19 protein-coding genes and 1 riboswitch are annotated in these 18318 nt (G+C 61.8%); of the genes, 18 read left to right on the top strand and 1 reads right to left on the bottom strand.

Annotated elements, in window-relative coordinates:
* On the top strand, positions 1-635 hold a 635-nt coding region (locus tag DTF_RS27310), incomplete at its 5' end, for a sensor histidine kinase (protein WP_255342773.1).
* Between the two features lie 22 nt (positions 636-657).
* Here DTF_RS27310 and DTF_RS0115215 read toward each other — a convergent pair.
* Positions 658-1158: an NUDIX domain-containing protein gene (locus tag DTF_RS0115215; RefSeq protein WP_027716011.1), complete on the bottom strand. Its 501-nt coding sequence runs from the start codon at positions 1156-1158 to the stop codon at positions 658-660.
* A gap of 485 nt (positions 1159-1643) precedes the next feature.
* Here DTF_RS0115215 and mftA point away from each other — a divergent pair, with 485 nt between their 5' ends.
* The 17 genes from mftA (at position 1644) to DTF_RS26660 (ending at position 18255) form a co-directional block, all read left to right on the top strand.
* Positions 1644-1763: a variant-type mycofactocin precursor gene (gene mftA, locus DTF_RS26235; protein ID WP_081703007.1), complete on the top strand. Its 120-nt coding sequence runs from the start codon at positions 1644-1646 to the stop codon at positions 1761-1763.
* A 1-nt stretch (position 1764) separates the two neighbouring features.
* On the top strand, positions 1765-2022 hold the full coding sequence (gene mftB, locus DTF_RS0115205; protein ID WP_027716010.1) for a mycofactocin biosynthesis chaperone MftB: 258 nt from the start codon (positions 1765-1767) through the stop codon (positions 2020-2022).
* The gene (mftC, locus tag DTF_RS0115200; protein ID WP_027716009.1) at positions 2003-3046 is read left to right on the top strand and encodes a mycofactocin radical SAM maturase; all 1044 of its coding nucleotides are present in this window, start codon (positions 2003-2005) and stop codon (positions 3044-3046) included. The genes mftB and mftC overlap by 20 nt, the downstream gene beginning before the upstream one ends.
* Before the next feature lie 76 nt (positions 3047-3122).
* Positions 3123-5084: a mycofactocin system FadH/OYE family oxidoreductase 2 gene (locus tag DTF_RS0115195; RefSeq protein ID WP_027716008.1), complete on the top strand. Its 1962-nt coding sequence runs from the start codon at positions 3123-3125 to the stop codon at positions 5082-5084.
* A complete protein-coding gene (locus tag DTF_RS0115190) occupies positions 5084-6106 on the top strand; it encodes an electron transfer flavoprotein subunit alpha/FixB family protein (protein WP_027716007.1) in 1023 nt (340 codons plus the stop codon). Before DTF_RS0115195 ends, DTF_RS0115190 begins: the two co-directional genes overlap by 1 nt.
* A complete protein-coding gene (locus tag DTF_RS0115185; RefSeq protein WP_027716006.1) occupies positions 6103-7401 on the top strand; it encodes an FAD-dependent oxidoreductase in 1299 nt (432 codons plus the stop codon). The genes DTF_RS0115190 and DTF_RS0115185 overlap by 4 nt, the downstream gene beginning before the upstream one ends.
* A complete protein-coding gene (locus DTF_RS0115180) occupies positions 7398-7682 on the top strand; it encodes a ferredoxin family protein (protein WP_193352706.1) in 285 nt (94 codons plus the stop codon). Before DTF_RS0115185 ends, DTF_RS0115180 begins: the two co-directional genes overlap by 4 nt.
* A gap of 170 nt (positions 7683-7852) precedes the next feature.
* The gene (locus DTF_RS0115175; protein ID WP_027716004.1) at positions 7853-8749 is read left to right on the top strand and encodes an electron transfer flavoprotein subunit beta; all 897 of its coding nucleotides are present in this window, start codon (positions 7853-7855) and stop codon (positions 8747-8749) included.
* Positions 8746-10173 (top strand): mycofactocin biosynthesis glycosyltransferase MftF, encoded by a 1428-nt coding sequence (gene mftF, locus DTF_RS0115170; RefSeq protein WP_027716003.1) that lies wholly within the window; start codon positions 8746-8748, stop codon positions 10171-10173. Before DTF_RS0115175 ends, mftF begins: the two co-directional genes overlap by 4 nt.
* Positions 10174-10446: 273 nt before the next feature.
* Positions 10447-10564, top strand: a riboswitch (molybdenum cofactor riboswitch).
* Positions 10565-10583: 19 nt separating this feature from the next.
* A complete protein-coding gene (locus tag DTF_RS0115165) occupies positions 10584-12320 on the top strand; it encodes an aldehyde ferredoxin oxidoreductase family protein (protein ID WP_027716002.1) in 1737 nt (578 codons plus the stop codon).
* 111 nt (positions 12321-12431) lie between these two features.
* Positions 12432-12659, top strand: coding sequence for a hypothetical protein (locus DTF_RS0115160; protein ID WP_027716001.1), 228 nt, complete (start codon positions 12432-12434; stop codon positions 12657-12659).
* Between the two features lie 11 nt (positions 12660-12670).
* Positions 12671-13306 (top strand): hypothetical protein, encoded by a 636-nt coding sequence (locus DTF_RS23830; RefSeq protein ID WP_051361358.1) that lies wholly within the window; start codon positions 12671-12673, stop codon positions 13304-13306.
* A 3-nt stretch (positions 13307-13309) separates the two neighbouring features.
* Complete coding sequence (locus DTF_RS0115150; RefSeq protein ID WP_027716000.1) at positions 13310-13534, top strand: MoaD/ThiS family protein; 225 nt, start codon at positions 13310-13312, stop codon at positions 13532-13534.
* A gap of 4 nt (positions 13535-13538) precedes the next feature.
* Complete coding sequence (locus DTF_RS0115145; protein WP_035057502.1) at positions 13539-14351, top strand: HesA/MoeB/ThiF family protein; 813 nt, start codon at positions 13539-13541, stop codon at positions 14349-14351.
* Between the two features lie 37 nt (positions 14352-14388).
* Complete coding sequence (locus DTF_RS0115140) at positions 14389-15504, top strand: radical SAM protein (protein ID WP_035057500.1); 1116 nt, start codon at positions 14389-14391, stop codon at positions 15502-15504.
* Positions 15505-16281: 777 nt separating this feature from the next.
* The gene (locus tag DTF_RS0115135) at positions 16282-17283 is read left to right on the top strand and encodes a lyase (protein WP_027715997.1); all 1002 of its coding nucleotides are present in this window, start codon (positions 16282-16284) and stop codon (positions 17281-17283) included.
* A 351-nt stretch (positions 17284-17634) separates the two neighbouring features.
* Positions 17635-18255, top strand: a complete 621-nt coding sequence (locus tag DTF_RS26660) for a cache domain-containing protein (RefSeq protein WP_027715996.1) — start codon at positions 17635-17637, stop codon at positions 18253-18255.
* Positions 18256-18318: the final 63 nt, after the last annotated feature.

Here is an 18318-nt window from a genome sequence, read left to right as displayed (position 1 = left end):
GACGGGTAAAGACAAAGGCAAGGTTCGTCCCTCATCCATCGTCCCGCACAATCTCAGAAAAATACCTCGCCACCACCGTCCGGGAGTCCTATCGCTGCAAGGCAATTATCGACAACCTGCTCAGCTTCGGTCGAAAATCGGACGGATCGGCTGTCAAGGTGGATATGAATATGGTCCTGCAGGAGATTCTGGAGCTCCTGAGATACCAGTCAAGCTACCGGCGGATTCAGGTCGATGCCAACCTTAGACAAGACCTTCCCCGGGTCCTCGGAGATCCCTCAGGACTGCGCCAGGTCTGCATGAACCTGCTCGTCAACGCCCATCAGGCCATCAATGGTCCGGGCAGGGTGGAAGTGACCACGGATAGGATCGATGAGGCCACGATATCTGTCGTGATCCGCGACAGCGGCTGCGGCATGGCTCAGAATATCCTCGACCGGATATGGGAGCCGTTCTTCACGACCAAGGAAGTCGGCAAGGGGGTGGGTTTGGGCCTTGCCCTGTCTTACAATATCGTCAAACGACACGGGGGGGAAATCCGGCTGGAAAGCCGGGTGGGCGAGGGATCGCAGTTCACCGTGCTGCTGCCGGTGGCGGAGATCCGGGACGCGGGACGAGGAACCCGGGACGGGTAAAGACAAAGGCAAGGTTCGTCCCTCATCCATCGTCCCGCACAATCTCAGAAAAATACCTCGCCACCACCGCCGTATGGAGAGGAAACCCCAGTTCCGTCGGGCCTTCGATCAGGGCGACTTCCTGCGTCTCCTTGGAGCTGAACGGCTTCAGGACCTCGCCGGGCTGCCGCTCGGCCAGCCCAAAGATCACCAGGGTGTTATCCAGGCCGTTCCGCACGTCATAGAGGCTGATTATGCTGCCGCCTATGTCGATCCCCGTCTCCTCCAGCAACTCTCGCCGCGCCCCCTCCTGCCACGTCTCGCCGATGTCGATGTACCCTCCCGGAAGGGTGAGGGTGCCCTTCTGCGGTTCGATATTCCTGCGGATGACAACGAGACCCTCTCCCACCGGCAGAAGCACCACCACCACCGGAAGAGGGTTGAGGTAGGTCGTGTGGCCGCATCCGCCGCAACGCCTCGGCCAGTTTTCCGGATCGGGAAATCCTGTTCCGCAGAAAGAACAGTGAGAGTGTCTGGTTCCCATGAAGGTTCCTTGTAACGGTTCTCGGCCTTGCTGAAAATCCAACGAGACTCAGGATATTCGGTCTGCCGACTATTTGGTCTTTTCTGAAACTATACCAAAACAGTAATGATTTCGTAGAATCGAAGCCTCAATTACGGAGGCACGAGGACACCGGGTTTAGGATTAAAATAAAGATTTTCTCTGTGACTCTGATGTCTCTCGGTCTTTTTCAGGACCAAATCAAAACATCGGTTTGAATAACTGTAGACAAAATACCTTCTGTGGAGAATATCCCCAACTCGGTCACGGTGCGGCCTGCCTCTTTCCGTCAGGAATGCCCCATTTCTCCCCACTCCTTTGAATTTTAATTCCGCTCGCTTTGGCTAATATTCAATATAAATCATTGTTTTATCTATTGGCATCCGGGTTGCATAGTATAAGAGAAACAAAGGCGCAGCGCGGGTTTGCGCCGATAAAGACATTCTAAATAAAAAGAGGAGACAGAGATGGAAACGAAAATGGAAAACGAAAAGCAGACGAACGAGACGTGCAACGAAGAGCCCCGTATCCTGGAAGACATCCAGGTTGAAGAGCTCGCGATCGACGGCATCTGCGGAGTGTACTGAGATGGCTGCGGCAGGCATAAGGCTGCATCCGGCCTGCCGCGTGCGGCAGGAGAGGTTCGGCCTCCTTTTTTACGATTCCAGGGGGCCGCGTCTTCTCTTCGCCCAGACCGGAAACCTGCTTGCTTCGGACTTCTTCAGCGACGTCCGGGGCAAGGAGGAGCTTCCGGCCGGTTTGACGGGAGCGGAGGAGAAGGTTCTGCAGAAATTCATCGCGCAACTGCTTGAAAGGGGGTTCCTCCGTGAGCAACCGATTTGTTGAACAGGGATTGCGCTCGCCGGTCAACCTGACCTGGGAGGTCTCGCTGGCCTGCAACCTGAGCTGCAGCCACTGTCTGTCGGCTTCGGGCGCGCCGGCCGAGGACGAAATGACCACGGCCGAAGCCCTCGACCTGGTCGAACAGCTCGATACCGCCAAGGTCTTCCAGATCAATTTCGGCGGCGGCGAACCGTTTATGCGTCCCGATTTCGAGCAGATTCTCGATGCCTGCCACGCCCGGGGAATCATGACCTGCATTTCGACCAACGGCACCCTGCTTGATGCCGCGCGGGTCGAGCGCCTTGCCGTGAGCCGGTTGGTGGCGATCCAGGTCAGCATGGATGGTGCAACGCGCGAGACCTGCGACGCCATCCGCGGGGCGGGCGTCTACGATGCGGCGATCGCCGCGGTCAGGCTGCTGGCCGAATCCCGCATCCCAACAAGTATCAACACGGTCTTGACCGCGCAGAACGCAGCCGAGATCCCGGCCCTGCACCAGCTCGCCAAGGACCTCGGCGTCTCGCTGCGGGTCAGCCGCTTCCGTCCCTCGGGGCGCGGTGCTGACAACTGGGAGGAGCTTCGACCGTCCCCGTCCCAGTTGCTGGCTTTTTCCGACTGGCTAGCGGACAGCGGCGAAGTGCGCACCGGCGACAGTTTCTTTTCGCTGACCTCCCAGGAACGACAGGGACTGGGTCTCAACCTGTGCGGCGCGGCCAAGCTGACCTGCTGTGTCGGCCCGACAGGCAACATGTATCCCTGCGCCTTTCTGCAGACCGAGCGATTCAAGGCGGGCTCCCTGCGCGAGTCGACCTTCCAGGAGATCTGGGACGACTCGGAAATCTATGCCTCTTTCCGGGATCTGCGCATCCATTCCTGCGAGGAGTGCCGGCGCTTCGACCAGTGCCACGGCGGCTGTCCGGCGGTCGCCTATCATCTGAAGAACGACATCAACGGCGGCGATCCCGAGTGCCTGGAGCGCTGCGTGACCTCGATCGCCGATGAGAAGCAGAAGGCCGCCGCCGCTTGAAAATCGGATTGAACCCCCTCACCCTGACCCTCTCCCTCGGGGAGAGGGAAATAATAGGAAACCAGGAGATCCAGCCATGATGTTCCCGAATCTGTTCTCGCCCATGAAACTCGGCAAAGTGGAAGTGAAGAACCGCATCTCCTTCCAGCCGCACCTGACCAACCTGGCGGAGAAAAACCTGCCCAGCGAACGCCAGATGTACTACTGGGGGGAGCGGGCCAAGGGGGGCGCCGGCCTCATCATCACCGAGGAGCTGACGGTCCATCCCACCGACATGGCCTACGAGAAGCTGATCGACGTCTATCATGCCGAGGTCGTTCCCGGGTTCAGGAAGGTCACCGACTACGTTCACCAGTTCGATTCCAAGATTTTCGCCCAGCTCAACCACAACGGCCAGCAGGGGGACGGCAGTCTCTCGCGGCTGCCGGTCTGGGCCCCTTCGCCGGTCCCCGACGTGCTGTTCCGCGAGACCCCCAAGGAGATGGAGGCCGAGGATATCGAGGAGGTCGCCCGCTACTTCGCCCTCAGCGCCGAGCATGTCCGACAGGGGGGCTTCGACGGGGTGGAGCTGCAGTTCGGCCACTCGAGCCTGGCCCGTCAGTTCCTCTCGCCGCTGACCAACCACCGCACGGACGAATTCGGCGGCAGCCTGGAGAACCGCATGCGGGCGCCTCTGATGTTCATCTCCGCGGTGCGCAAGGCGGTTGGCGACGACTTCACCCTCGGCATCCGCATGTGCGCCGACGAAATGATTCCCGGCGGCCTCGACCTCGCCCAGGTCCAGGAGATCTGCGCTCTTTTCGAGGCCTCGGGGCTGATCGACTTCATGGACCTCTCCATCGCCACTTTCTACAACCTCTACCTGGTCGAAGGATCGATGCACACCCCGCTGGGCTATACCATTCCGCTCGCAGCGGGGGTGCGCGAAAAGATCAAGCTGCCGGTCTTCTGCACCGGCCGCATCAACGATCCGGTGATGGCGGAGAAGGTTCTCGCCGCCGGCCAGGCGGACATGATCGGCATGTGCCGCGCCCTGATCTGCGACCCCTACCTGCCGAAGAAGGCCGAGGAAGGGCGGCTCGAAGACATCCGCTACTGCATCGCCTGCAACCAGGGGTGCATCGGCCGCATCGGCATGAACAAGACCATCGGCTGCGTGCAGAATCCGCCCATCGGCTATGAGAAGAAGTGGGGGGAGGGGACCCTCAAACCGGCCCCGGTGAAGAAGAAGGTGACGGTGGTAGGCGGCGGCCCGGCCGGCATGTGGGCGGCCAAGATGGCCGGCCGGCGTGGCCACGACGTCACCCTGCTCGACCGCAACGACACCCTCGGCGGCCAGGTGCGCACGGGGATGAAGGGAACCGGCCGCGATGAGTTCGGCGTGATCATCCGCAATGAGAAGGACCAGGTCGAAAAGGCCGGGGTCACGGTCCGGCTCGAGGTCGAGGCGAACCCGGAGATGATCCTTCAGGCCGATCCCGATGCGGTCATCATCGCCACCGGCAGCCGGCCCAAGCCGCACCCGGTCGGCGGCGCCGACGGCCCCGGGGTATGCAACGTATGGGAAGTTCTCGAGCAGAAGGTCGAGGTCGGCGAGAAGGTCTGCCTGATCGATTACGACGGACACCACCGGGCCACCGCCACTGCCGAGTACCTCGCCACCCAGGGAAAACAGGTGCACATCATCTGCTCCAGTCTGTTCATAGGCGCCGAACTCGGCCCAACCCAGGATCTCTATCTGACCCGCCAGCGGCTGTTGAAGAAGGGGGTTTCCTTCACTCCGGACATCGCGGTGATGGAGGTGGGCGGCGAGGCCGGCGCCAAGACGATCAAGGGCTTCAACGTCTACTCCAACGAGTGGGACGAATGGGGCGGCTACGATACCGTGGTTCTGGCCATGGGACAGGCGGTCGATGACGAACTCTATTTCGCGCTCAAGGGGAAGGTGAAGGAACTCCATCGCATCGGCGACTGCGTGGCTCCGCGCAAGGTTGACATGGCCATCTGGGAAGGACACAAGATCGGGAGGGAGATCTGATGACAGAGAGGATTTCCACCCTCCTCCCCGGGGAGGTCCTGGTCTTCGTCGATCTCTCCTGCGGAGAGATCGACGAAACCGCCAGGGGCGTCCTGTCGGAAGCTTCCCGGCTGGCTGGGAGGCTCGGCTGCGGCTGGTCGGCGATCAGCTTTGCCGGCGCCGGAAGTGAGACCATTGAAGAAATGGCTCCCTATGGCGTCCAAAAAGTTACGCTGATCGAGAGCGCCCCCGGGGTCGCCGACAGCCTGGAAGCCCAGGGCAGACTCCTGGCCCAGGCGTCATCGGAACTCGGCGCCACGCTGGTGCTCCTTCCCCACAATGATCTGGGGGGAACCCTGGCGCCGCTTGTGACTTCGCAGCTGAAAGCCGCCCTTTTTACCGAAGCGATCTCTTACGAAGAGCACGAGGCCGGCCTGAAGATGAGCCGGAGGGTTCTCGGCGAGCAGGTGGCGGAGACGAAAGTGTGGGACGGAACGTCTCCGCTGGTTCTAACCATGAGCCCGCTGGTGTTGAGTGCGGTGGTGCTTCCCGCTATGCGGCGCGGCGAAGCCCAGGTTGCATGGTGGCGCCCTTCGGCTCCGGTAGCCGCCGGGGCGAGCCGCATCCTCGAACGCATTCCCCCCGATCCCCAGACCGTCGATGTATCGGAGGCTGAGGTCATGGTCAGTGTCGGACTCGGCTGCGACAAGGAAACTTTCGAACAGGTCCGGGAGCTGACCCGTCTGCTCAATGCCTCGCTCGGCGTGACCCGGCCGGTTTACGACCTGGGCTTCGCCGGATTCGAGAGGATGGTCGGGCAGACCGGCAAGACGGTGGCTCCCCGTTTCTACTTGGCCCTGGGGATCTCGGGCTCCATGCACCACCTGGGAGGAATCAAGGATTCGAAGAGAATCGTCGCGGTCAACCTCGACCCCAAGGCGCCGATCTTTCCCAATTCCGACGAGGCGTTTGTCGCCGATCTGCGGCACGTCCTGCCCCTGCTCGTCGAGCGGGTCAAATCAGCCGTGGGAGGTGCCGCATGAAACAATCATTTGACGCCATCGTAGTCGGCGCGGGGCCGGCCGGATCGTCGGCCGCCCTGACCATGGCAAGGGCCGGGCTCAAAGTCGCGCTGCTGGAGCGGGGCGATTTCCCCGGCGAAAAGAACATGTTCGGCGGGGTCCTGCACCGCCTGACGGCGCTGGAGGAGGCCTTTCCCGACTTCTGGAACCAGGCCCCCCTGGAGCGCCATATCGTCAAGAAATCCCTGACCTTCATGACCGGCGAGTCGAGCTTCAACGTCAATTTCGACACCGAAGCCTCGGATCGCCCCCCCTACAACGGCTACACCATCTACCGTCCCCGCTTCGACCGCTGGCTGGCGGAAGAGGCCGTGAAAGCCGGCGCGACCCTGCTGACCCGCTCCACCGTCGACGACGTGGTCATCGAAAAAGGGAAGGTGGTCGGGGTCACCATGCTGCGTGACGGCGCCGAGCTGAGAGCCCCGGTGGTGATCGCCGCCGACGGGGTCCTCTCCTTCACCGCCAAGAAGGCGGGCCTGCGCCGTCCCAAGTTCGATCCGTCCCATCAGGCGGTCGGGGTGAAGGCGATGGTCGACCTGCCCAAGGAGGTGATCGACGACCGCTTCGGACTGGTGCGCGACCAGGGGGCCTCCAACGAGATCGTGGGCTGCACGGAGGGGGTGCGCGGCGGCGGCTATCTGTACACCAACTACGACTCCCTGTCGATCGGCCTGGTGCTGCATCTGAGCAGCCTCAGCCAGAGCGGCAAGACCCCCTACGATCTCCTCAACGCATTCATGAAGCAGCCGCAGATGGCCAAGATGCTCCGGGGCGGCCGGCTGCTCGAATATTCGGCCCATCTGGTCCCCGAAGGAGGCTACGAGATGATGCCGGAAATCGTCGGCGACGGCATCCTGGTGGCCGGAGATGCCGCGGCCATGTGCATCGTCACCGGCCTGAACCTTGAGGGAATCAACCTGGCGACCCAGTCGGGGGTGCTGGCCGGCAAAGCCGCCGTCGAGGCGCACGCCAAAAAAGACTTCTCCAGGGCCGGGCTGGCCGTTTACCGGCGGATGCTCGAAGAGAGCTACGTTCTGAAGGACCTCAAGCTCTACCGCCGCACCCCCGGGATGCTGCACAACGACCGCATCTATTCCCAGTATCCAGAGATGGTCTGCGGCCTCATGGACGAGATTTACCGCATCGACGGCGCTCCCAAGGACACCATGACCAAGGTGCTGCTGCGGGCCGCCAGGGAAAAAGTCGGCCTGAAGAACCTGCTGGCCGATGTCTATTCCGGATGGAGAGCACTATGAACATCAATCCCGATGAAATTTTCGACACCACCAGCTTTAACGTCGACCGCGAACCGCACATCGTCCTCGACACCGAGATTTGCAAGAAGTGCGACCAGAGAGCCTGTGTCAACGCCTGTCCGGCGCGCTGTTACACCTGGTCGGAAGAGGACGGGAAGATGACCTTTGTCCATGACGGCTGTCTCGAATGCGGCACCTGCTACGTGGTCTGCGCCAGGGATGCCTTTACCCGCTGGCGCTACCCCCGGGGCGGATTCGGGGTCTCATACCGGATGACGTAGGAGGCTGATGAAAAACGCCCATCTGCGGCGTTTCCCTCATCCTTCGTCAACGACGTACCTTCCAGGTACGCCTTATTCCTCAGGATTTCAGGCGCCTTGCATCTGGACATTTTTGATCAGCCTGAAAAACCCGAGTTTTTACAAGTCCCGCAATCGAAAGAGGAATTTCCATGGCTGATAACACTCTCGATATTCTGGTTCTTCTGCGCGAAACCTGCGATCCCCGGCCGCCGGCGAGGCTGACGGCCGACGGGTACGGGATTCGCGACCGGGGGCTGCGGCGCCTCGCCAACCCGGCGGATCTCTGCGCCCTGGAGCAGGCCCTCGTCCTGGCCGAATCGGCCGGCGGAAGGGTGACGGCCGTTGCCGTCGGTCCCGAGAGGCTTGCCGACCATCTGCGTCTGGCACTCGCCATGGGCGCGGAACGCGCCGTGCGGGTGTGGAATCCCTCCTTCGAAGGAGGCGACGACGTTGCCACCGCGCGGGTGGTGCAGCGCATTATCCGGATTCTGCGCCCCGCTCTCATCTTTGCAGGAGAGGCTCTCCTCGATCGCGGCGACGATCCGGCGCCCGCGCTGGCGGCGGCCAATCTCGACCTTCCCTATGTCAAAGGGGCCGTCGCTCTGGAAAGGGAAGGGAACGAGGTGGAGGTCCTGCGCAAGAGCGATCGCGGCGCCCGGCAGCGGGTGCGGGCGGAGATGCCCTGCGCGGTTTTCTTCGAAAACGGGTGCTGCGATCCGCGTTATCCGGGACAGGACGCCCTGATGAGGTCGATCGGAGCATCGATTGAATCCTGGGGCATCGCCGAACTCGGTCTTTCACCACGGGAGCTGGGAGCCGCCGGGTCCGTTCTGGGGAAGGAAAAATGCCTCTTCCCCCGGCCCAATCCCCGGCGGGTGGTCACCCCCGATGCCGAACTGCCCGCCTTCGAGCGGATCCTGGCCCTTCTCTCCGGAGGCATCAAGCCAAGGGAAGGCAAGGTCCATTCGGTATCCGCCGAGAAGGCGGCCGATAAGCTGCTCGACATCTTCAAGGCCGAAGGGCTGATCGGCGGGAGCGGCGGATGATTTACCGGATCAGGGAAGGCGTCAGCATCAGGGAAAATGAGCAGGGCGGGTTCCTGCTGAGCTCCAGGCCGCTGCGCACGGTACGGTTGAACCCGTCGCTGCTGGCCCTGGTACGGCGCATGGCGTCGGAAGGGGCTTCCCCCGCCTCGGAAGCCGAAGCGAAGGCTCTCGAAGCCTTGGCCAAAAAAGGGTTCGTCGAAAAGGACCTGCCTGCCGAAAGAGAGGCGGCAACCTACCCTTCGGTGAGCGTCGTCATCCCGGTGAAGGACCGCGCCGGGGAATTGAGGAATTGCCTGCAGTCCCTGGTCCGGTTGAAGTATCCGGAGGACAGGCTCGAGGTCATCGTCGTCGACGACGGCAGCAGCGACGGGACTCCGGGCGTGGCCCGGGAGTTCGGCGCCCTCCTGGTCACCTCGGGGGGAGTGGGAAGGGGGCCTGCGGCGGCGCGCAACACCGGCGCAGGATTTGCCTCCGGGGAAATCCTGGCCTTTATCGATTCCGACTGCACGGCCTCACCCGAGTGGCTGACAGAGCTGATCGGCGCCTTCGAGGACGAGCAGGTCAGCGCCGTGGGCGGCTGGGTGGACGGTCTGCACAGCGCCTCTCCTCTCGACCGCTACGAGGCGGTCATGTCGAGCCTGAACCTCGGCGGCAGGGAGCGCTCAGGCGATGCCGGGGAGGATACCTTTTATCTGCCGAGCTGCAACCTGCTGGTGCGGCGCAGTGCCTTTGCCTCCCTCGGCGGCTTCCGGCAGGAACTCAGGGTCGGGGAGGACGTCGACCTGACCTGGCGGATGCGCGATGCCGGAGGCCGGATCGTCTATCTTCCGCGGGGGCGGGTCTGGCATGAGCACCGCAGCCGGCTGAAGGCTTTCATGAAGCGGCGCTTCGAGTACGGGACTTCGGAAGGGATGCTGCAGAATCTGCACCCGCTTCGCCAGAAGAAGATGGTCTTTCCTCCCGTTCTCGCCCTCATCGTGGGTCTGCTGGCATCGGGTATCGTACTGTTGAACGGCCTTCCCCTCGCCGCGGCCGTGGCCCTGCTGCTGAGCGATGCGGCCCTGGCGCATCGACGGATCGCCCGCCAGGGCATCCCCCTGTCCTATGGGGAGGTTCTTCTGGCCAGGGGCCGGGCGGCGGCGAGCCTGGCCTATTACGCGGGATATCATCTCCTGCGATATTACCTGCTCCCTCTTTCGCTTATGATTGCCCTGTTCCCCTCCCTGGGGATTCCGGCGGCGGCTGTCTTCCTCTGGGTCGGCGGCGTCGACTACCACGTGCGCAGGCCCAAGCTCCTGGTTCCCTTCTTCTTTTTCTACTATCTTCTGGAGCAACTGGCCTACGGCGGCGGGGTACTCTGGGGCTGCATCCGACAAGGAAGCTTCGCCAGCTACCGCATGCGCATCTCTCCGGCCGTTGTCTGATGGATAGGGAAAAAATCACCACAGGGGTAAATATCCCCACCCTGCCGAATGACGGGAGCTCCCCTTTTCGCGGGAAGTGTTTCGAAATTCCCCATCGATATAAGTGAACAGTGTTTGTGATTAACCTGTTGAATCTTTGATATACTGATGCAACACCCTGATAGTGCGAGATATAAATTTGTAAACCGATGTTCTGTTATGTGGCATCCACATTGCATCAAAAAAGCTCATCCGGTTGCACTACTGTACGGCCGCTTCGACCGGTGCCTGAACGATATTCGTTATCTCCGAGCCTGGTTGCCTAAAGGTGAATTCCCAAGGCGAAAGGCCTAAGGGTAGGGCCGGAAACGGCTTTGCCTCCCTGGTGGAAAGGAGAAGTCGTAAACAGTGGCAAGAAAGGAAATTTGGAAATGGACAAGATAGTCAGAATCGACATGGGGGCCAAGGGCGGTCCGAAGATTACCACGGAGCCGGTCGGCGAATATGCCGGTCTGGGCGGCCGTGCCACGACCTCATTGATCATCAACAAGGAAGTCCATCCCCTGTGCCATCCCCTCGGCGCCGAAAATAAGCTGGTGATCGCTCCCGGGATGCTCAGCGGCAGCACCGGAGCCATGACGGGCCGCCTTTCGGTCGGCTGCAAGAGCCCGCTGACCGGCACCATCAAGGAATCCAATGCCGGAGGCCAGGCTGCCCAGGTGCTGGCCCGGATCGGCTATGCCGCCATCATTCTGGAAGGCAAGCCGGAAGGGGACGACCTCTACAAGATCATCGTCAACAAGGACGGGGTGAAGGTCGAAGTCGACAACAGCCTGAAGCTGCTCGACAACTACCCGACGGTTGCCAAACTGCGCGAGCAGTACGGCGACAAAGTCGCCTACATGTCCATCGGCTCGGCCGGCGAGCGGCTGCTGTTGGGCTCTTCCATCGCCTGCACCGACCCGGAACTGCGTCCCACCCGGCACTGCGGCCGCGGCGGCGTCGGCGCGGTCATGGGCTCGAAAAAGGTCAAGGCGATCATCCTCGACGATGCCGGCATGAAGCATCGCGCCCCGAAGGACCCTGAGAAGTACCGAGACGCCAACCGCAAGTTCGTCGAGGGTCTGCGCAAGCATCCGGTCACCGGCGAGGGGCTGCCCGCGTACGGCACCAACGTGCTGACCAACGTCCTTAACGAGGCCGGCGGCTATCCGACTTACAACTTCAAAACCGGGGTCTTCCCCACCGGTGCCAAGCTCAGCGGCGAAGCCCTGGCCGAGCTGGAGATCAAGCGCGGCGGGACCGCCACCCACGGCTGCCACCGCGGCTGCGTCATCCAGTGTTCGGGTATCTACAACGACAAGGACGGCCATTACCTCACCAAGCAGCCGGAATACGAGACGGTCTGGGCCCACGGCGGCAACTGCGGCATCGACGACCTCGACACCGTCGCCAAGCTCGACTTCATGGACGACAACATCGGTCTCGACACCATCGAAATGGGCGCCACCATCGGCGTCGCCATGGATGCCGGGCTGATCGAGTTCGGCGACAAGGAAGGCGCCATCCGGCTGATGGAAGAGGTCGGCAAGGGGACGCCTCTGGGACGCATCCTTGGCTGCGGCGCGGGGATCACCGGCAAGGTGTTCGGCGTCGAGAAGGTGCCGGTGGTCAAGAACCAGGCCATTCCGGCCTACGATCCGCGTCCCATCCAGGGGATCGGCGTGACCTACGCCACCACCACCATGGGCGCCGACCACACGGCCGGCTACGCCATCGCCACCAACATCCTCAAGGTCGGCGGCGACGTCGATCCGCTGAAGACCGAGGGGCAGGTGGAGCTTTCCCGCAACCTGCAGATCGCCACGGCGGCCATCGACTCCACCGGCATGTGCCTGTTCATCGCCTTCGCGATCATGGACCAGCCCGAGACCTTCCAGGCGCTGCTCGACATGCTCAACGCCTTCTACGGCACCGAGCTTACGGCCGACGGCGTGGTGGATCTCGGCAAGAAGGTCCTCTCCGCCGAACGCGACTTCAACAAGCGCGCCGGTTTTTCCAAGGAGGACGACCGGCTGCCGCGCTTCTTCTATACCGACCCGATCGCGCCCCACAACCAGGTATTCTCCATGAAGGACGAGGAGCTGGACGAAGTGTTCAACTGGTAAAGCAGACCCGCGCGGGGGCGGGTTTGAATCCGCCCCCGCGATCTTCCATTGGAATCATGAGAATGTTATAGTTGTCGAACACATGTTATCGTTCCCCCTCCAGGAGGACTCTTGCTGCTGGAACAGCTGGTGGAAAAAGCCGGACAGACTCCGGAATATGACTGGAAAGCCTATTATCGATGGCTGTTCGGCGAGCTCGCCGGACGGGAGGTTGACGGGTATGCCTCCTGGCTCTGCCCCCAATGCTGCACCGTCAATATCGTCCAACTGCCGGCGCGCTACGGAACCTGCCGCGGGTGCAACCTGAGCCACCTGGCCGGTGATCCCATCGAAGGATAATTCCTGAGCTCATGGTTAAAGAGAACCGCAGCACAAGTATCAACCTCGTATTCGCGCCCCGGCGTCCGGGAGATCCGGATCCAATTCGGTGGTTTTTCCCTCTGTTGCAGCAGGGATTCACCATCCGGGCGCGGGTCGGGTTCAGCATCCGGGAACTCCTCTGCGAACAGTTCGGAATCCGGCCCGACTACCTGAGCGGCCGGATCACCACCATATTTCTCAATTCCAGGGCCATCGACGATCCCGCATCGAGCCGGATCGCCGCCGGGGCCACCCTGGCGCTTTCGGCCGCCATGCCCGGACTGGTCGGGGCGACCATGCGGTGCGGCGGCTACTACTCCGCCATGCGCAGCGACATCACCCACCATGACTTCGCCGGTGACGGCGCGCAGGGAAACGGCGAGATCAGAGTCAAGCTGTTCAACCTGCTGATGGCCGAACTCGGACCCGGTTTCCTGGCCAGGGGGATACGGCTTCCCGCCCCGGATCTCGCGGAGTTCCTGGCCGCCCAGCCGCAGGGGTTCTGGGAAGGGTGCCGTTCAATCCTGCTGGAGGGGCGCACCGCCGACCCGGGGCTTCTCGAGGAATCACTCCGGAGCGCCCCGGCCGATGAATCCGTCGCTCTGCGCGTCCTATTCGAGGAGTAAATCATGGAGATTACCGTCAAGCTCTTTGCCACTTTCCGCACCGGCCGATTCACCCTCGAAAACCGGGAATACCCCGAAGGGACGACGGTGCGGCAGATCGTGCGGGAGCTGGAGATCCCGGAGTCGGAACTCGGCATTCTCCTGGTCAATAGCCGGCATGTCGATCTGGAACGGATTATGGCCGACGGCGAAACCCTGGCCATTTTCCCCCTGCTGGGAGGAGGGTGAAGCGATGGTGAGAGAATTTCTGGCCGAGCACGCGGACGGCGACCTGTTGCCCTGGCTCCGGCAGGCGGAGGCGATGGCGCGCTTCGACCTGTCCTGCCCCGCCGTCGAAGAGGCGGCCCTTGAGGCCGGATACCTCCCGGCCCGCTATCAGCGCAACCGGCACATGATTTCCCTCCCCCAGCAGCTGAAACTCTTTCGAAGCAAGGCGGCGGTGGTCGGGTGCGGTGGCTTGGGGGGATATATCCTCGAAGAGCTGGCCCGGCTAGGGGTGGGGCGCATCACGGCGATCGATCCCGACGTCTTTGAGGAGCACAATCTCAACAGGCAGCTTCTCTCTTCGGTCGAGAACCTGGGCCAGGCGAAGGTCGATGCGGCCGAGGCGCGAATCCGCCAGATCAACCCGGCGGTTCGGCTGTTGCCCGTCCGGGAGGCGTTCAGCCGCGAGAACGGCGCGAATCTCTTCGACGGCATGGACGTGGTCATCGATGCCGTGGACAGCATTCCGGTGCGCCTGGAGCTGGCCGAGGTCTGCGACCGCCTGAAGATTCCCCTGGTTCACGGGGCCATCGCCGGATGGTACGGACACATCACCACCGTCTATCCCGGCGAGGACAGCGTCGCGAAGATCTACCGTCACTTCAAGGGAGGGAAGGGGATCGAGCAGAAGCTCGGCAATCCCTCCTTCACACCGGCGGTGGTCGCCAGCCTGGAGGCTGCCGAAGCCTGCAAGGTGCTCCTCGGCGAAGGAACGCTCCTGCGCAACCGCAAGCTTTCCATCAACCTCCACGATATGGAGATCGAGGAAGTCACCTTTTGATCTTTTCCTGACCTGCTCCAGACTCGAGGCCGCACCGATGCCGATTCGACCCGAAGCAGAGAGGTCGGCCGTCGAGACACTCCGAAGGGCCGGCCTCAAGCTCCCGAAGACCCTTTTCCTGGCGATCTCCGGGGACTGCAACCTGCACTGCGCCCACTGCCTGGTTGAGAGTCCCCGTCCCGGGCATGTGCCTGTCGCCGAGGTCCGCAGAGTGGTCGAAGAGTTTCTGGCCCTGGGAGGTGAGGAGATCTGTCTGACCGGCGGCGAGCCCCTCACCCGACCCGACTGGTTCGATCTCGTCTCCGACCTCTGCCGCCAGCCGTCGCTCCGCTCCCTTCGTCTGCAGACCAACGCCACCCTTCTGACCCACCGCGATGCCGACGCCCTGCGTTCCCTGCGTTTCGAGGGGCTCTCCTTCCAGATCAGTCTGGAAGGGGGAACGCCGGCAACCCATGACGAAATCCGCGGAGAAGGCGCCTTCGCGGCGGCCCTGGCCGGACTGGACTGCCTGGTCGAAAGCGGCTTCGGCCGCAAGATCACGATCAACTTCACCGAGATGCGCCACAACATGGCGGAGATTCCCGGCCTGCTCTATCTGGCGGACTGGTTCGGGGTGAAGGAGGTCGTCGGTTCGACCCTGGTTTCCCACGGCCGGGCCTCCGGTTCCCCCTTCCAGCCGCCGCTCCCCTCCCAGTACACCGATCTGCTCGACCGTTACCGGCACGATGCGGAATTCCGGAAGCTGTACGACAAGCTGGGCAGGTTCTCCGCCATCGAATGGTGGCTCGGCCGCGATCAGGGGACATCGGGCTGCTGTTCCTTCGTCGAAACCCTCTATCTCACCGCCGACGGCCGGCTCTTTCCCTGCGCCCTGCTGCACTCGGAAGCCTTCGCCGCCCCTGGAGCATTCGAGCGGCCCCTGTCCGAGACGATCGCCAAAGCCGTTCCTCTCTGGAGCGGGCTGCTCGAAGCCTGCCGCCACCGGGCCGAAACGATCGAGACCTGCCGGGGGTGCCCGGCGAAAGGGCACTGCGGCGGAGGATGTCCGGCCCGGGCCCTCCTCGTCCATGGGGATCTGAGTTCTCCGGAGGATCGGTGCGAGCTTAGGAAGGCCGTGTTTGGCTGGAGGCCGCATGGGGAAGAGGCGGAGTGAGCCGGGGATTGAATCGGCCCGATGAAATTCTAAGTCACTTTGGCGTTGTCCTTAAAGAATACCTCTGTGCTGAATCATAAGGATATCTGAGACAAAATAAGGCCCGCCTGAAACCAGGTCGGGCGTTTTCGTATGTCTCAGGAAACTTGAGAGTTTGCTTGAGGGTTATTGAAGAATGAGGGCGACCGAGCTGCAGTCGTCACTACTGCCCGGTCGCCCCTTTTGTCCTGCCAAGAAACCAGACCCTCCCCGGCCCTTGGTGTGGTGAATTTACCATGCAATATGACCAGCCAACAAGCAATAATGGGTTCGTCCTCTAGAAAAGCATTGGGGGAGAGGTAGCGCCCAGAGAGGCAGCGCCCATTTTGACTTCAACTGCAAACTATTGTAAAATAACATAAATATTTACAGGAAGCTGGACGCAGCTTCCTTTTTGCCCTGGGGACGTACCCTCCTGATCTCCAGGGTTTTTTTTTATCTGGCCGTTGACAAAATGCCCCCCATTGACCCGGTATGGGACGGCCTTCTTGCTTTAAACAAGGCCGTCCTTAGAAAAGGACAAGAGTCATAATTTGCTAACGAGTTGCTTCATGCGTTCCTTTAACCATTCCCTGTCGCGGGCCGATTCAGCCGGCCGGCCCTTCGAGCCCCCGAACGGCCCGGGCCCCGGGCGGCAAATTGCACCCGATTGTCCGCCTTGTTAAAATTGGAGGAAGGAAACTTGCGCGGATCTGGGCAGCAATAGTGCTTCCACCGGGTAAATGAAAGGAGCAATCCATGTACCGTGTCCTGGTTGTCCTGGCGCTATGGGTGGAATCTGCACTGTTCCCTTTTCCTGCACTGACCGCTATGGCTGCCGGTCCGACCGTAGAGATCACCGAGTGGATGGTGCCATGGGAAAATACCCGCCCGCGAGATCCCTGGTATGGCCCGCAAGACAAGGTCTGGTTTGTGGGGCAGGCAGGGGATTATGTCGCCACGTTCGACCCGAAATCCGGGGAGTTCAAACGGTACGATCTTGAAGACGGGGCGGGCCCGCATACGGTCGTTGTGGACGAAGCCGGAGCCTGGTACGCCGGCAACCGGGTCCGGCACATCGGGCTGATCGATCCGAAGACTGGCAATCGGAAAATCTTCGAACTTCCCGGCGATGGGTATCGAGATCCGCATACCATGGCCTTCACCAGGGAAGGCAATATCTGGTTCACCGTGCAGCACGGAAACCAGGTGGGGTTTCTGAAGCGTGATACGCGGAAGATCACACTCTACGACCTGGAAAGTTCCAGTTCACGGCCTTACGGCCTGGCCGTCGACTCCCGGGACCTGCCCTGGTTCACGCTGTTCGGCACGAACGCTCTGGGAACCCTCGATCCGTCAACTGGGAGAGTGAAGGAAATCCGTCTGCCTCGCAGCGAGTCCCGCCCGCGCCGCCTGGCTATAACCCCTGACGGCATGGTCTGGTACGTTGACTTTGCCCAGGGCTATCTCGGCCGTTACAACCCTGGAACTGGAGCCGTCGAAGAATGGCCGACGCCTGGCGGTCGGGCATCGGGACCGTATGCCATGGGCGCCGATGCCCTAGGCAGGCTCTGGTTTGTCGAGACGGGATTGAAGCCGAACCGCTTTGTCGGGTTCGACCCGAAAACCGAAACGTTCACCACGGCCGTGCCAATTGAAAGCGGCGGCGGGGTGGTGCGAAACATGATGTTCCATAAGCCCACGAACAGTTTCTGGTTCGGGACCGATGCCAACACCATCGGCAGGGCGAGAGTGAGATAAATCAGGGCTCGTGAAAATGAATCCTTTTAGCCCCAATGTTGCATCGTGGGCTAGGCGGGACAATTTATCAGATTGTCGACCCGTTGACCGATGATGGCGAAAGGTCTACATCTGAGGTAGTTTTATTTTGATGGATTTGTTGGAGGGCTGAAGTGATTCAAGGGTCTTGCGAGCATCGACGAATATGCGCAGGATAACAGACCGCATGTCCGGCATTTTAGCCGACCTGCGGTTTTTTGTTTTTTAGGGGTTTAGGCAGCGCCCCGGACCACCCAAGCATCCGGCAAACTGAGGCTACCATGACCTCTGCGGTCTGCAGCTCCATGCGGTAATCGAATCAGCGGAGGCCTCATGCCCGACTCCGACCCGACCAAGAGGAAGCGCCGTGAGCAGGAACTACATGTGAACAGAGAAAGACCAGTCGATATCCGCCTGCTCCTGCTCGCGATCTTTGTCCTTGTGGCGAGGGGGATCGCGGCGACGGGGGCGCATTTCTACCTGCAGCGGGAGCAGAGCCTGGCAGAGAGGGCTCTGGACCAGCTCTCCGGCATCGCCGAACTGAAGGTGCGGGAGATCGCGACATGGCGAAGCCAGCACCTCAACAACGCCCGCACTCTCTCGCGCAATCCCTTCACGGCGCGGGCGCTGAGAGACTATCTCGCCGGACCGGAGGACACCCGGCTGGGCAGACAGATCGAGGCGTGGATGGACGGCTTCCGGGAAGACTACGGGTACCAGAACGTCCTTCTTCTCGACCGTACGGGAGCAGTGCGGGCGTCGGTGCCCGATTCCGGCCCTCTCGATCCCCACGTTCTCGAACAGGTCCTCGGGGCGCCGCCGAGAAGCGGTCCCCTCTTCTTCGACTTCCATCGCGCCGGCAGAGACGGCGAGGTTATGCTGAGCCTCTACACAGCCGTGGCCGACCCGGACCGCCCCGGCAGCGAGCCGCTCGGCTTTTTGTCCTCAAGATAGATCCGGAGGAGTTCCTCTATCCCTTCATCCAGCTCTGGCCGACTCCCAGTGAAACGGCGGAAA

Source organism: Desulfuromonas sp. TF (assembly GCF_000472285.1).
GTDB lineage: Bacteria > Desulfobacterota > Desulfuromonadia > Desulfuromonadales > ATBO01 > ATBO01.
The sequence above is the reverse complement of the archived record's forward strand: the minus strand, read 5'-3'. Positions and strand labels throughout refer to the sequence as shown.

Coding starts and splice junctions, on each gene's coding strand:
- mftA (WP_081703007.1), top strand. CDS start 1,644: ATGGAAACGAAAATGGAAAACGAAAAGCAGACGAACGAGACGTGCAAC.
- DTF_RS23830 (WP_051361358.1), top strand. CDS start 12,671: ATGGTTAAAGAGAACCGCAGCACAAGTATCAACCTCGTATTCGCGCCC.
- DTF_RS0115190 (WP_027716007.1), top strand. CDS start 5,084: ATGACAGAGAGGATTTCCACCCTCCTCCCCGGGGAGGTCCTGGTCTTC.
- DTF_RS0115135 (WP_027715997.1), top strand. CDS start 16,282: ATGTACCGTGTCCTGGTTGTCCTGGCGCTATGGGTGGAATCTGCACTG.
- DTF_RS0115185 (WP_027716006.1), top strand. CDS start 6,103: ATGAAACAATCATTTGACGCCATCGTAGTCGGCGCGGGGCCGGCCGGA.
- DTF_RS26660 (WP_027715996.1), top strand. CDS start 17,635: ATGCCCGACTCCGACCCGACCAAGAGGAAGCGCCGTGAGCAGGAACTA.
- DTF_RS0115145 (WP_035057502.1), top strand. CDS start 13,539: ATGGTGAGAGAATTTCTGGCCGAGCACGCGGACGGCGACCTGTTGCCC.
- DTF_RS0115165 (WP_027716002.1), top strand. CDS start 10,584: ATGGACAAGATAGTCAGAATCGACATGGGGGCCAAGGGCGGTCCGAAG.
- DTF_RS0115150 (WP_027716000.1), top strand. CDS start 13,310: ATGGAGATTACCGTCAAGCTCTTTGCCACTTTCCGCACCGGCCGATTC.
- DTF_RS0115175 (WP_027716004.1), top strand. CDS start 7,853: ATGGCTGATAACACTCTCGATATTCTGGTTCTTCTGCGCGAAACCTGC.
- DTF_RS0115195 (WP_027716008.1), top strand. CDS start 3,123: ATGATGTTCCCGAATCTGTTCTCGCCCATGAAACTCGGCAAAGTGGAA.
- mftF (WP_027716003.1), top strand. CDS start 8,746: ATGATTTACCGGATCAGGGAAGGCGTCAGCATCAGGGAAAATGAGCAG.
- mftB (WP_027716010.1), top strand. CDS start 1,765: ATGGCTGCGGCAGGCATAAGGCTGCATCCGGCCTGCCGCGTGCGGCAG.
- DTF_RS0115140 (WP_035057500.1), top strand. CDS start 14,389: ATGCCGATTCGACCCGAAGCAGAGAGGTCGGCCGTCGAGACACTCCGA.
- DTF_RS0115180 (WP_193352706.1), top strand. CDS start 7,398: ATGAACATCAATCCCGATGAAATTTTCGACACCACCAGCTTTAACGTC.
- DTF_RS0115215 (WP_027716011.1), bottom strand. CDS start 1,158: ATGGGAACCAGACACTCTCACTGTTCTTTCTGCGGAACAGGATTTCCC.